General features: G+C 57.1%; 11 protein-coding genes. 10 read left to right on the plus strand and 1 reads right to left on the minus strand.

From position 1 onward, the window contains the following. Positions 1 to 7: 7 nt before the first annotated feature. The gene (gene arc / locus KBX13_RS01785; RefSeq protein WP_256020417.1) at positions 8 to 1,525 is read left to right on the plus strand and encodes a proteasome ATPase; all 1,518 of its coding nucleotides are present in this window, start codon (positions 8 to 10) and stop codon (positions 1,523 to 1,525) included. On the opposite strand, the gene KBX13_RS01790 is transcribed toward arc, so the two are convergent. Next, positions 1,514 to 2,947 carry a PLP-dependent aminotransferase family protein gene (locus KBX13_RS01790; RefSeq protein ID WP_256020419.1) on the minus strand — a complete coding sequence of 478 codons (1,434 nt, stop codon included), beginning with the start codon at positions 2,945 to 2,947 and terminating at the stop codon, positions 1,514 to 1,516. The two genes, arc and KBX13_RS01790, sit on opposite strands and share 12 nt — an antisense overlap. A 10-nt stretch (positions 2,948 to 2,957) precedes the next feature. Between KBX13_RS01790 and pdxS the strand changes: the two genes are divergently transcribed. The 9 genes from pdxS to KBX13_RS01835 all read left to right on the plus strand — a co-directional run bounded on the left by pdxS (position 2,958) and on the right by KBX13_RS01835 (position 13,008). Next, complete coding sequence (gene pdxS, locus KBX13_RS01795; protein ID WP_369822092.1) at positions 2,958 to 3,842, plus strand: pyridoxal 5'-phosphate synthase lyase subunit PdxS; 885 nt, start codon at positions 2,958 to 2,960, stop codon at positions 3,840 to 3,842. A 41-nt stretch (positions 3,843 to 3,883) separates the two neighbouring features. After that, the gene (gene dop, locus KBX13_RS01800) at positions 3,884 to 5,395 is read left to right on the plus strand and encodes a depupylase/deamidase Dop (protein ID WP_256020421.1); all 1,512 of its coding nucleotides are present in this window, start codon (positions 3,884 to 3,886) and stop codon (positions 5,393 to 5,395) included. Beyond that, positions 5,388 to 5,573 (plus strand): ubiquitin-like protein Pup, encoded by a 186-nt coding sequence (locus tag KBX13_RS01805; protein ID WP_252930888.1) that lies wholly within the window; start codon positions 5,388 to 5,390, stop codon positions 5,571 to 5,573. Before dop ends, KBX13_RS01805 begins: the two co-directional genes overlap by 8 nt. Beyond that, positions 5,570 to 6,985 (plus strand): Pup--protein ligase, encoded by a 1,416-nt coding sequence (pafA, locus tag KBX13_RS01810; RefSeq protein ID WP_256000185.1) that lies wholly within the window; start codon positions 5,570 to 5,572, stop codon positions 6,983 to 6,985. The genes KBX13_RS01805 and pafA overlap by 4 nt, the downstream gene beginning before the upstream one ends. Then, positions 6,975 to 7,931, plus strand: coding sequence for a YafY family protein (locus KBX13_RS01815; protein WP_256000184.1), 957 nt, complete (start codon positions 6,975 to 6,977; stop codon positions 7,929 to 7,931). Before pafA ends, KBX13_RS01815 begins: the two co-directional genes overlap by 11 nt. Continuing rightward, positions 7,928 to 8,869, plus strand: coding sequence for a YafY family protein (locus KBX13_RS01820; protein ID WP_256020423.1), 942 nt, complete (start codon positions 7,928 to 7,930; stop codon positions 8,867 to 8,869). Before KBX13_RS01815 ends, KBX13_RS01820 begins: the two co-directional genes overlap by 4 nt. Before the next feature lie 36 nt (positions 8,870 to 8,905). After that, entirely contained in the window at positions 8,906 to 9,196 is a 291-nt protein-coding gene (gene tatA / locus KBX13_RS01825; RefSeq protein WP_070477134.1) for a Sec-independent protein translocase subunit TatA, read from the plus strand. 115 nt (positions 9,197 to 9,311) lie between these two features. Then, on the plus strand, positions 9,312 to 10,229 hold the full coding sequence (gene tatC / locus KBX13_RS01830; RefSeq protein ID WP_070362473.1) for a twin-arginine translocase subunit TatC: 918 nt from the start codon (positions 9,312 to 9,314) through the stop codon (positions 10,227 to 10,229). A gap of 4 nt (positions 10,230 to 10,233) precedes the next feature. Beyond that, positions 10,234 to 13,008 (plus strand): RNA helicase, encoded by a 2,775-nt coding sequence (locus tag KBX13_RS01835; protein WP_256000182.1) that lies wholly within the window; start codon positions 10,234 to 10,236, stop codon positions 13,006 to 13,008. The last annotated feature ends 29 nt before the right edge of the window (positions 13,009 to 13,037 follow it).

Raw genomic sequence — 13,037 nt, forward strand, 5'->3', positions numbered from 1 at the left:
TCCTTGTATGACTGAACGCTTGCCCGAAGTCCAGGTACTCACACGCGACAACCAGCAGCTCCGCGCGCGCAATGCACAGCTTGCGGACATGCTCAAAACCAGTCGGGACAAGCTGCAAGAGCTCTACGAACAGGTCGAGTCCCTCGGCGACCCAGCTTCGACGTACGGCCTGTTCCTTGCGTCCACTGGCAATGGAACAGACGCTGAAGTCTTTACAAGCGGTCGGCACATGCGTGTCAAGGTCGCGCCAACGATCGCGATCGACCGAGTGAAGCCGGGGTCGCTGGTGAGGCTTGGCGATGGCAGCGTGGTACTCGAGGTCTGCCAATATCCTGCTGTGGGCCAGCTAGCTACGCTCGTTGAAAAGCTGGACGCCGGTCGCGCTATTGTGCAAGACATCCAGGGAACGGAGCACGTCGTACGGCTTACAGACGAGCTACAACGTGAAAGCCGTGCCGGTGACACGTTGCTTACTGATGTGCGCGCACAGTTCGCGTTTGAGCGCATTGCAAAGACCGAGGTGAACCAGCTTTCACTCGAAGAAGTACCCGATGTGACGTATGAGGACATCGGCGGGCTCCAAGAACAGATTGAGCTCATCCACGATGCGGTTGAGCTGCCGTTCGCCCACCCTCACCTTTACCAGCAGTATGACTTGAAGCCCCCGAAGGGCCTGCTACTGTACGGCCCGCCCGGGTGCGGTAAGACGCTGATTGCGAAAGCGGTCGCGAATTCGTTGGCGCACCGGCTTGGTCATAGTGCGTCGGCGCACTTCATCAACGTGAAGGGCCCCGAGCTGCTGAATAAGTTCGTGGGAGAGACCGAGCGTAGAATCCGGCTGATTTTCGAGCGTGCGAGGGAGCTCGCCTCGGAAGGTCGCCCCGTGATCATTTTCTTCGATGAGATGGAGTCGATCTTCCGTACCCGCGGTTCGGGGGTGTCCTCCGATATGGAAACGACAGTTGTGCCGCAGCTGCTCACAGAGATTGACGGCGTAGAAGATATTTCGAACGTCATCGTCATCGGCGCGACGAATAGGGAAGAGCTCATTGACCCTGCGATTCTCCGACCTGGACGCCTCGATATCAAGGTGCGGATTTCACGCCCGACTAAAGCTGAGGCCCTCGATATCTTCGGCCGCTACTTACGCCCTGACGTCCCTCACGCAGTTCCTATCGAGGAGCTTTCACAGATTGCCGTCGAGGAGTTGTTTGCGCCGCGGCCTTTCGTCCGTCTCCGGTTGATTGATGGCTCTGAGGAGACGTTGCATTACTCTGACTTTGTGTCTGGTGCGATGATCGCGAACATTGTCAGCCGCGCCAAAAAGCTTGCTATCAAGGACGCTATTTCCGGCGAGTCAGATACCGGCGTTACTGCGGAGCACCTGCGTGCGGCGGTTCGCGCGGAGCAGCAGGAAAATGAGGACCTGCCAAATACTGCCGACCCAGATACTTGGTCGCGCCTAGCCGGTCGACATGGCAAGCAAGTGGTCGCTGTGGAGGTCGTCGCTAGGTCAGCATCCTAGAAACTCAGCGAGGGAGCGCGTTGCGGCATCAAAGTCTTGGTCGCTCAGCGTTGAGAAACTGAGCAGTGCAAAACAGTCTTCGCCAGCGCCAGTTGAATCACCGGTCGCGCAAACGCAGCCAGCGCGTTTCAGCTGCTCCCTGAAGCGCTGCAGATCGCGTTGATGAGAAAACTCAACGATAATGTCAGCGCTACTCGTGTTGCTCATAGCAGCGTTGCTCGCACCACTGACTTCGGCAATACGCTCGAGGAGTGGGGTTACTTGTCGACGCCGCTTCGCAAGCCTAGTGTGAAACGCCTTGGTGCTTTTCCGGACGGTGCCATCAGTCAGTAGGTGCGCGATCGCGTGTTGGGTAACTGTCGACACCGGCATTCCTAGCACTTCCCGGGTCTCTTGCACCGAGGAAAACGTATCCGGTGTGGTGACGATGTAGCCGGCGGAAAGCTGCTTGTGCAGCAGCGTTGTGAAAGTACCGAGCGTGAGCACATTGCCTGAGTTCGGTAGAGCACTCAGTGTCGGTTGGGGAGCGGTTCGGTAGCGCAGTTCTGTGTTGAAGTCATCCTCGATGAGCAACGTACCCGTTGCCGATGCCCATTCGAGTAACTCAACGCGTCGGCGTACTGTCATGACACCGCCAAACGGCGGCACGTGTGCTGGCGTGATGAGCAGTGCGTCGATGTCGCATGGAAGCTGCGAGACCAACACGCCTTCGTCGTCACATTGGCAGGGCACCGTCGCATGGCCTGCGAGAGCGATCACGGAACGAAGCCCGCTAGACTCCGAAGTTTCAACACCAACTCGGACGCTGTTGCCAATAGACATCAGCGTGAGCAGTAGTCCTTCGCGGGTCCCACCGGTGACGATGACCTCCTCCGGAGCAACGTGAAGCCCACGAGCTACTCGCAGGTGCTCGGCGATTGCAGTCCGTAGTTTCGGCTCGCCTTGTGGGTCGGCCTGTTTCGGCACGCAATATGAGGCTTCGCGCCATGCACGGTGCCAGGCTGCCGGGCGGATCATGCCGTCGATACCTGATGTTGGGACCAGCGAAAGTACTGCAGGTGTTGACGCCTCGTTGGATGCTCTTTGCCTCCGTTGTATCGACTGCTTCGGTACTCGGAGCTCAGGATGAATCCTTGTTGGTGCTCCCTGCGTGGTATCCAGATAGCCTTCGCTGATGAGCTGATCGAACGCGCTGACCACGGTCCCACGCGATACGCCGAGTTGGTCAGCAAGCTCGCGGGTAGATACGATGGTGTCTCCGGGTCGCAGTGTGCCTTCGGCAACCGCGGTTCGGATTTGCGCTGCGATTTGGGCAGGAAGTGAAAGTGATGCGTTACGCGAGACTGGAAAGAACATACTCACCAACTGGTACAAAATATTGCTGTAAAACTGGACCTCGTAATCGTCCAGATCGTACCGCATGATGGAACCCATGACTGATTTTTCGAAACATGCAGAGTTGACCAACAGCTTGCGCGGCGGCGTCATTATGGACGTCGTGACCGCAGAGCAGGCGAAGATTGCGGAGAATGCCGGCGCCGTTGCCGTCATGGCACTTGAGCGAGTCCCGGCAGACATCCGTGCCCAGGGAGGGGTGGCGCGTATGTCCGACCCCGACCTCATCGAAGAGATCCTCGACGCGGTGGAAATTCCAGTCATGGCAAAGGCGCGCATCGGACACACGGTCGAGGCCGCGATCTTGGAGCATCTCAAAATCGATTACATCGATGAGTCCGAGGTGCTCAGCCCAGCTGACTATGTCAACCACATCGATAAGAACGCATTCGACACCCCCTTCGTGTGCGGTGCGACAAACTTGGGTGAAGCACTTCGCCGCATCAATGAAGGCGCGTCCATGATTCGTTCCAAAGGCGAGGCTGGTACTGGTGATGTCTCCGAGGCCACGAAACATATCCGCACTATCAAAGCCCAAATCGCACAGCTGCAGGCTACGGTAGCGTCTAACCCAGATGAGCTCTACGTCGCGGCGAAAGAGCTGCAAGCCCCATATGATCTGGTGAAGTACGTTGCTGAACACGGCGAGCTTCCCGTTGCCCTGTTCACCGCTGGTGGCGTTGCAACACCAGCTGACGCAGCTCTGATGATGCAGCTTGGCGCTGACGGCGTCTTCGTTGGCTCGGGTATCTTTAAGTCCGAGCATCCAGAGAAGCGCGCGGAAGCTGTCGTTCGTGCAACCCGCAACTGGCAAGACATCGCCGAAGTCACAGCAGCTTCACGCGGCCTTGGCGAGGCAATGGTTGGCATTAACGTAAGCGATCTGCCTGCGCCGCATCGCTTGGCTGAGCGCGGCTGGTAAATGCCAGCACGGGAGGTAGCGTCGCGGTACAGTCGTGAGCCATGGGACGTTTCATGGGAACAGAAACTGAGTATGGCATCACGACTCCGAGCGACCCGACGCTCAGCCCGCTCATAACCTCGACGCATGCTGTCGTGGCATACGCTGCGATGCATACGAGTGCTCGAAGCCGATGGGACTACGCGGAGGAACACCCGCTGAAGGATGCTCGCGGATACGACCTCCAACGCTATCGGACGGTTCCTGTTGTCGACCCAAACGCGATTGGCGTGGCTAATGTGGTGACTACTAACGGTGCTCGGTATTACGTCGACCACGGCCATCCTGAATACTCCTCCCCGGAAGTTGATAACGCCTGGGACGCCATGCTGTACGACGCCGCTGGTGATCTCTACCTGCGGCAGTCCATGGACGACATCCGCGATCTCTGGGACGAAGGTATTTCGGTGCTTGACGGCGCTGCACCATGCCCACCCATTAAGTTCTACAAGAACAACGTCGATGGCAAGGGCCAGTCGTACGGTAGTCACGAAAACTACCAGTACTCACGCCACACTGACTTCGCAGCGGTGGTAGAGGGGCTCATTCCGTTCTTCGTCACTCGGCAGGTCATCGTTGGCGCCGGACGAGTCGGCATCGGGCGCGAAAGTGAACATGCCGGTTTCCAGATTTCACAGCGCGCAGACTACTTCGAGCAGGAAATCTCACTCGAAACGACACTGAACCGAGGCATCATCAACACGCGCGACGAACCACACGCTGACGCTACACAGTTTCGACGCCTCCACGTCATCATCGGTGACGCCAACATGAGCCAGTACTCCAACTTCTTGAAGATGGGCATGACCAAACTCATGCTCGACGCAATCGAAGTTGGAGTGGACTTCTCGGACCTCACCATCCAGGACCCGGTTGCTGAGCTGCAACGCATCTCCCACGACCCAACGTGCACACACAAACTACTTCTTGCCAACGGTAGGCGCTGCACAGCAATCGAGGTGCTCCGGGAAATCCGAGATCGGGTGCAGGGGCTGCCAAACGAAGGGGACGTCGATAAGCGAGTGCTCGCTCTTTGGGCTGAAGTGCTCGATGATCTCGCAGTCGACCCACTGCGCACCGCGGATCGCCTTGATTGGACGGCCAAGTGGGCGCTTGTGCGCTCGTTCATGGACCGAGGAGTAGCCGCGGACGACCCAAAGTTGAAAATGATCGACATCCAGTACGCTGACATAGATCCTGCGAAATCGCTGTATCACGCACTCGTCCGAAAAGGATCGATACGGACGCTAGTAGGCGATGAGGAGATTGCTCACGCAGCAAAGAACCCGCTGAGAAACTCCCGCGCATACTTCCGTGGCAAGGTAACCGAAAAGTTTGGGGAAGAGATCGCGGCATCGAGTTGGCAGTCCATCGTTTTCAGGATTGAGGATCGAATGGTCCGCGTGCCGCTCGACGATGTCAATGGCTGGACGTATGAGCAAACTGCCCAAATCATCAACCGCGCTACAACGGCATCGGAGCTGCTAAACGCGCTAGGGTATAAGCATGTCTAAGCAGCAACAAATGTTCGGTGGAGGAGACACCCCGGAACCGCAGAATGAAGAAGGCAGCAACGCCCAAGCCCAGGTCGAGGTGACAGGCACTGACGATTTACTCGATGAGATTGATGCCTTGCTTGACACGAACGCTGAGGAGTTTGTGCGCTCATTCGTTCAAAAAGGTGGCCAATGAGTTCCGAACACCCTGCGCTGTATGCGCGCCGAATCATGGGGGTAGAGACGGAGTTTGGGCTCGCCGCCTACGCACATGGGCAATCCATCCTTGGCCCGGAAGAGCTTTCGCGCTACTTGTTCCGGCCGGTAGTTTCGCGCTATCGGTCGTCGAATATCTTCACCCAGAATGGCTCTCGGCTCTATCTCGACGTAGGTGCGCACCCTGAAATCGCGACGCCAGAGTGCGACTCACTGATGCAGCTCTTGCAATACGACAAGGCTGGCGAGATGCTCTACCACCAGCTTGCGCTGCATGCAGAGGAAGCCCTTGCACAGGAGGGGACTCCGGCCCAGGTGTACCTGTTTAAGAACAACGTCGACTCACAGGGCAACTCTTACGGTGCACACGAGAATTATCTAGTGAGTCGAGAAATCGTCCTGAAGTCATTCAGCAAGCAGCTCCTGCCTTTTTTGATTACGAGACAGCTAATATGCGGCGCAGGAATGATCAATAAGGGCAAGTTTGTGCTGTCCCAGCGCGCCGACCAGGTGTGGGAAGGGGTTTCATCTGCCACCACGCGCACGCGTCCCATCATTAACACTCGAGATGAGCCACACGGAGATTCTCATCGATTCCGCCGAATGCACGTCATCGTCGGTGACTCCAACATGTCGGAAACTACGTTCGCACTCAAGGTAGGCGCGACGCAGCTGGTCATTGAGATGCTTGAGGCTGGCTTCCCGATGCCGAACGTGGAGCTCGAAGATCCGATCAAGCATATTCGAGCGATTGCGCTCGACCCGACTGGCCAAACGCTCCTTACTTGTAAAGACGGCTCAATTGTTACAGCACTCGCGGTGCAGCAACAGATTCTTGACGCCGCCACAAAATGGCTGACACAACGGCCAGACGAGGGAACCTCAAACGAGGAACTCGGTCGGGTAGTGGAGCTATGGCAAAGAGTGCTGACTGCAATCGAGACGCAGGATTTCTCTGCGGTTGACACAGAGATCGACTGGGTGATCAAACACAAGCTCTTAGAGCAAGTTCGTGAAAAACTAGACACGGACTGGTCACATCCGAAATTGGCACAGATTGATTTGACCTATCACGACATCAACCCGGAGCGTGGTCTGTTCTACCTGCTGCAACGCAAAGGCCTCGCGGCGCGTTGGACTACCGACGCGGACATTCGAATGGCTGCTGAGCAGCCTCCTGCCACGACTCGCGCCGCGCTGCGGGGCAGGTTCCTCTCAGCTGCTCGGGACTACAACGCGGAGCACAACGTCGACTGGGTGCACCTGAAAGTAAACCGTCCAGAGCCTCGAACGCTCAAGCTTCTCGATCCCTTCGAAACCGAGAACGCTGACGTCGACGCTTTGATCCAATACATCGTGGACAACCATCAGCAGGAGCATCATGACACGTAGTGATGTAATGACTTCCCGGCAGCTGAACTTGGCGTTCGCGTTACTGGGGTCACCGCGTCCGAGGACACAGCAGTGGATTGCCAAGCACGTCGACGGATACGCTGATCGAACTCCAGAGGCCCTGGAGAAACTGATTAAGCGCGATGTCGACGACCTTCGCCGTGTTGGCGTGCCCGCAGAAACTCGAGCAGGCGAGGCATGGATCGAACACGATAAATATGAACTCGAGCCGCTCAACCTCACTGTTGAGGAGGCAACGGCGCTCGGCCTAGTAGTTGATCTCAGCCAGGCGGGACGCCTAGGCGCGTTTGCGCGATCCGGTTGGACAAAGATCGCGGCATCTGGCGTTACCAGGATGTTTGATAGTCCAACCATTGCGTTCGTCGACAACGACATCATCAACCTCGACCCTGATGTACTCAAGGCGGCCTTGGCTTGCGCACGCACCAAGACCCGCATGACGTTCGATTTTCAGCCAGCTCCAGGTGCGTCGATCCAGCGCCGAACGTTCGACCCTTGGAGCTTCGTACCTCTCAATAACAAGACTTACCTTGTTGGTTGGGACTGCGATCGCGGCCAGGAGCGCGTCTTCAGACTGATGAAGGTGAGCAACATCAGGAAGTCGAAGAATCAGACATCGTTTCACGACGCCACCAAGGACCCGCGTGACGTACTTCAGAACGTACTTCGTGGCCCGCTTGTCGATGCCGTGGTGGAAATTTCAGCTGGTGTAGGCGAGGAGCTATCACTGCAAGGAGAGCGCTCAGAAGGCTCTGCAGCGGGTCTGGACCGGATAGCTGTCAGTGGGGTCGAACGCGACTGGCTCGTGCGCACTCTCGCGAGCCTTGCTCCGCATGTGCGCTCAATTACGCCGCCCGATATCCACGAAGAGGTATCTGCGCTCTTGCGCAAACAGCTTCGAGGACAGGAACGAGTTGAAGCATGAAGCAAAACACTGCAGTCGAACGCCAGGTGCGTCTGGCACGGCTTTTAAACCTGTTGTCATACCTGTCGCAGCACCCAGATCGTTCACCAATGGAAATAGCGCGGGGCATCGGAACTGACGCGGAACAGGTGAAAAGCGACTTGGCGATGCTCCATTTGTCGGGAGTTGGCAATGGCCCCGGGGAGATGATTGATCTCAAACATTCGTGGACCGAGGTGACCGTCATTGACGACCAAGGTTTGAGTCGGCCCTTGCGTCTCACACCAACCGAGGCAAACACATTGTTACTACTGCTCGACTCATTCGAGACCATGCCAGGCCTGCTCGACCAAGCGGCGCTGAGTTCTGCAGCAGAGAAGTTGCGAGCTGTAGTTGGCAGTACCTCCGTGCTTGACGCGGATGGGGAACAAAGCGATCAAGAATCCATCCTGGGGATACTTCAAAGTGGTTTGCAGCAGGGCGTCCAAGTGCAGGTGACATACTTTTCGCCTTCCTCCGATACGCTTCGTGAGCGCCAGTTGACCGGTATTCGGTTCTTTCACCAAGGTGGTCACACCTATTTCACGGCGCTGGATGAAGGAGAGGAGAAGAGCTTCCGAACTGACCGTATTCGTGAAGCTCAGTTGACCGAAGTTCCAGCCGACCGTTCTGCGGTAGGCAAAACGTTCGACGGCTCCGACCCATTTGGCTTCGACTCTGAAAACATCGCTAACCTACTCGTATCTTCCGATGCGACATGGCTTGCGGACTACTGGGAAATCGAAATCGGTGATGCCTATGATGACGGACGGATTGAGGCAACCATGGTCTACGGGTCCGCGGACTGGCTTATCCGTTTCTGCCTTAGCCAAGGAGACCGCATCGAACTCATCGGTCCGCCAGAGCTGGCTGATGAGGCACGCCGTCGTGCGTTTTCCGGCTTAGAGGCATTAGAATAGCGGAGGACTCTACCCAAGCAGTGTGAAAGGAATCCAATGCCGAATTTAGGTTGGATGGAAATCCTCATTATTTTGGCCATCGTGCTGTTATTGTTCGGGGCAAACAAGCTTCCCGACTTGGCACGTTCGATGGGTCGCTCCGCCCGTATCTTCAAGTCTGAAGTCAAGGAGCTGCGCAACGACGACGAGACGCAAGCTGCTCCGCAGCAGCCTGCGCAGAGCCAGGAACCTAAAGAAATCGCTCCTCCATCGAATCCACAGCAGCAAACAGGCCCTAACGCTCAGCAAAGCTTTTGGGACGCGCCTGAGAACCAGCACCGCCAGTAGCGTTTGTTGTTAAGGAATTCTTGGAGGTCGTAGTTCAGTGGGGCAACAGCAAGTTCCGCCTGCACAAAAGGCAGGTCGTCGATTTCGTCGGAAGCCAAAGAATGCTACCGGCGAGATGACGCTCGTTGAACACCTGAAAGAGCTACGACGCCGCGTCATCGTCTCGCTCGTCGCAGTGTGCGTCGGCACCGTTGTGGGATTCATTTGGTATCAGTCTGCGCCTTTTCACTGGTACCCACTCGGCGAAATCATTCGAGGTCCGTACTGCAACCTCCCGACTGAGCTTCGAGCAGACTTCACAGGTGATGGCAATTGTCGTCTCTTAGCGACGGGCCCCTTCGAAATGTTCATGCTGCGGCTGAAGGTAGGCGCGCTCGCTGGGCTCGTCATGGCATCACCAGTGTGGCTGACCCAAATTTGGCGATTCATCACGCCGGGGCTCCACAAGAATGAAAAACAGTACACATTCACGTTTGTGACGCTTGCGGTACTGCTCTTCGTGGCCGGGGCGATGCTTGCGTACTTTGTTTTGGACAAAGGACTGTACTTCCTGATGACGATGGGCAGCGAGGTGCAGATTGGCGCACTGTCTGGTGGAAGCTACTATAACTTTTTGCTCGGGCTCATCGTCGTCTTTGGTGTGAGCTTCGAAGTCCCCCTCATCATCGTGATGCTCAACGTCGCGGGCATCATTCGTTATGAACAGGTAAAGGATAAGCGCCGGATCATCATCGTTGGGATCTTTATCTTTGCGGCGTTTATGACACCCGGCCAGGACCCGTTCTCGATGGTCGCGCTGGCGCTCTCCATCACACTCCTCGTCGAGTGCGCATTCCAGTTCTGCAGGATCAATGACAAGCGCCACGCCAGGAACAGACCGGACTGGCTCGACCTCGACGACGACGAGTCCTCAGGACCTATCGACGCAGCTTCGCCCATCGAAAAGGCAGCACCGATTGGTAACGTAGCGGCCGTAGAGAAGCCAAAGCCCGTGCACACGTTTACCGAGGATCCCTTCAACGACGTACTGTAGGGGCATGTCCGCTTCCTCTGACTCGTTTCTCGCACAGTTTCAAGCCTCGAAGGATTTTCCGCTCGACCCATTCCAAATTGAAGCTTGCCAGGCACTCGAAGACGATCGGGGCGTGCTCGTCTGCGCCCCAACGGGATCCGGGAAAACCGTAGTCGGTGAGTTCGCCGTTGCGCTGGCGCTCTCGCGAGGCACAAAGTGCTTTTACACCACACCAATTAAGGCGCTGAGCAATCAGAAGTACCACGACTTCGTCGCGGCATACGGCGAAGAATCCGTTGGACTGCTGACAGGCGACGTGAGCATCAACGGTTCGGCGGACATCGTCGTGATGACGACAGAGGTGCTCCGAAACATGGTGTACGCGGAAGCACCTCGCCTGGACCGACTAACCCACGTGGTAATGGATGAAATCCACTTCCTCGCAGATCCGGAACGTGGACCTGTTTGGGAGGAGATCATTCTCAACTTGGACGACTCCGTCCAGATCGTTGGGCTTTCGGCGACTGTGTCGAACTCGGAAGAGTTCGGTGAATGGCTCAACACTGTTCGTGGCGATACGACCGTGATTGTTTCCGAAGACCGTCCGGTTCCGTTGAGTCAGTACATGATGGTTGGCAAGAAGGTCCTTCCATTGTTCGAGCCTGCCAACCCATCCTCCGAGCCCGAACTTAACAGGGCTTTGGCACATCAGATCGCTCGTATCGAGTCTCGAACGATGGAAGAAGGCGCGGATGACTTTCATGAAGGTCGCGGGTTCCGTGCCCGCTCGAGTGGACGTCGCCATGGGAGGACACGCCAACAAGACCGCTACCGTCCGGTTGGGCGGCCGGAAGTTGTCGAGGTGCTCGATGGGCTAGAGATGCTTCCGGCAATTGTGTTCATCTTCTCTCGAGCGGGATGCGATGGCGCTCTCTACCAATGCCTCCGTTCGCGGAAGGAACTCACGACAGAAGAGGAACGTGCACGTGCCGCCGAGATCATCGACGCGGGTGTTGAAGGCATCCCGGAAGAGGATCTCAAAGTACTGAACTACCGGCAGCTTCGCAGCGCGTGGCTGAGGGGGTTCGCATCGCACCACGCAGGGCTATTACCCGCGTTCAAGCACATCGTCGAGCAGTTATTTGTGGAAGGGCTCGTCCGGGTGGTCTTTGCGACCGAAACGCTGGCCCTGGGCATCAACATGCCGGCCCGAACCGTCGTGCTGGAGAAGTTAGTCAAGTTCAACGGCGAGGGCCACGTAGACCTCACGCCAGGGCAGTACACCCAGCTCACGGGGCGCGCCGGTCGGCGAGGGATCGATGTGCTCGGCAACGCTGTTGTGCAGTGGGCGCCAGCGATGGACCCGCAGTATGTAGCTGGATTGGCGTCGACAAGAACGTATCCACTCATTTCACCGTTTGCTCCCGGCTACAACATGGCTATCAACATGCTTGCCATGAATGGTTTCGACGACTCCATTCGACTTATCGAGCAGTCATTTGCTCAGTTCCAAACCGACCGATCCGTGGTTGGCGAGGTGAGGGACCTAGAGCGGTTGGAAGGCAAAGTTGCTCGACTTCGCGCCCAATTATCCCGCGATATCTCTTCGTACGCGCCACCATCAGATCACGCGATTGAGGACCTGTTGGAGTACTTGGACATCCGACATGCTCTCAGCGTGGAGGAGAAGAAAGCACGGAGAGACGCGCTCGACAACCGGCACACCGAGGTCGCCCGCGTGCTGGCCCGACTGGAAGTCGGCGAGATCATCGCGCTTCCTGGTAAACGTCAACCGGAGCTCGCGGTGGTGGTTCAGCCCGCCGGCAGACACGACGATCCGCGCCCCTGGGTCACCACCGAGCGTGGCTGGTCGAGCCGCATCAACGCTGATTTTTTCAAGAACACTCCACTCGTCGTAGGGCGAATGAAAGTTCCACGGCATACGCGGGACCAACCACGCAAATTTGCGAAAAAGATCGCAAGCCAGCTCCGCCACGCTCCGGTGCATGCACCAAAGCGACTGCGTGAGAAGGCCCGGTATCGAACTCCAAAATCCGTCACCAAACTTCGCGAGCAACTTCATGCGCACCCCGTCCACTCATGGCCGGCCACGGACCGCGAAATGCTGGCCCGAGTAGGCGAGAAGCTTGCCCGTGAGCAGCGCGCACTTGACCGGCTGAGCAGGCAAGTAGACAACGCCACCGACACACTTGGCAGAACATTCGAGCGCCTGATCGGGCTACTGCAAGAACTCGACTACGTGGAGCTCGTGGAAGGCGAATTCCAAGTAACTGATGAGGGCGAGCGTTTAGCAAAGCTGCACAATGTTTCGGACCTCCTCGTTGCGCAGTGCCTAAAACGCGGGATCTGGGACGAGTTGGACCCCGCAGAGCTCGCCGGTGTCGTCTCGATAGTCGTGTTTGAGAACCGCCGTACCACGGGAGGCTCCCCGGAGGCCGCTACAGAGCCAATGGCCCACGCAATGAATGAAACGATGCGTGTGTACGGCGAACTCGTTTCCGATGAACAGCGCCACAATCTTCCACTCACCAGAATGCCAGACCCACATTTCTCACTCGCGTTGCACCAATGGACCGCCGGCGCACCGCTTGGGTACGCGCTTGCAGCCGCGGCAGAATCTGGCGCGGAACTGACCGCGGGCGACTTTGTCCGATGGTGCCGGCAGGTGATCGACCTGCTAGAACAGGTGAAGAAGGTCGGCTACAGCGATGAGATTCGCAACAATGCGAACCGCGCGATAGAAACTATTCGACGCGGTGTAGTGGCAATCGGGAGCTAGTGTGAGTACTGGTACGCCTACGATGGGCA

The sequence above is a fragment of the Corynebacterium sp. CCUG 51687 genome (assembly GCF_024453995.1).
Lineage (GTDB): Bacteria > Actinomycetota > Actinomycetes > Mycobacteriales > Mycobacteriaceae > Corynebacterium > Corynebacterium pseudogenitalium.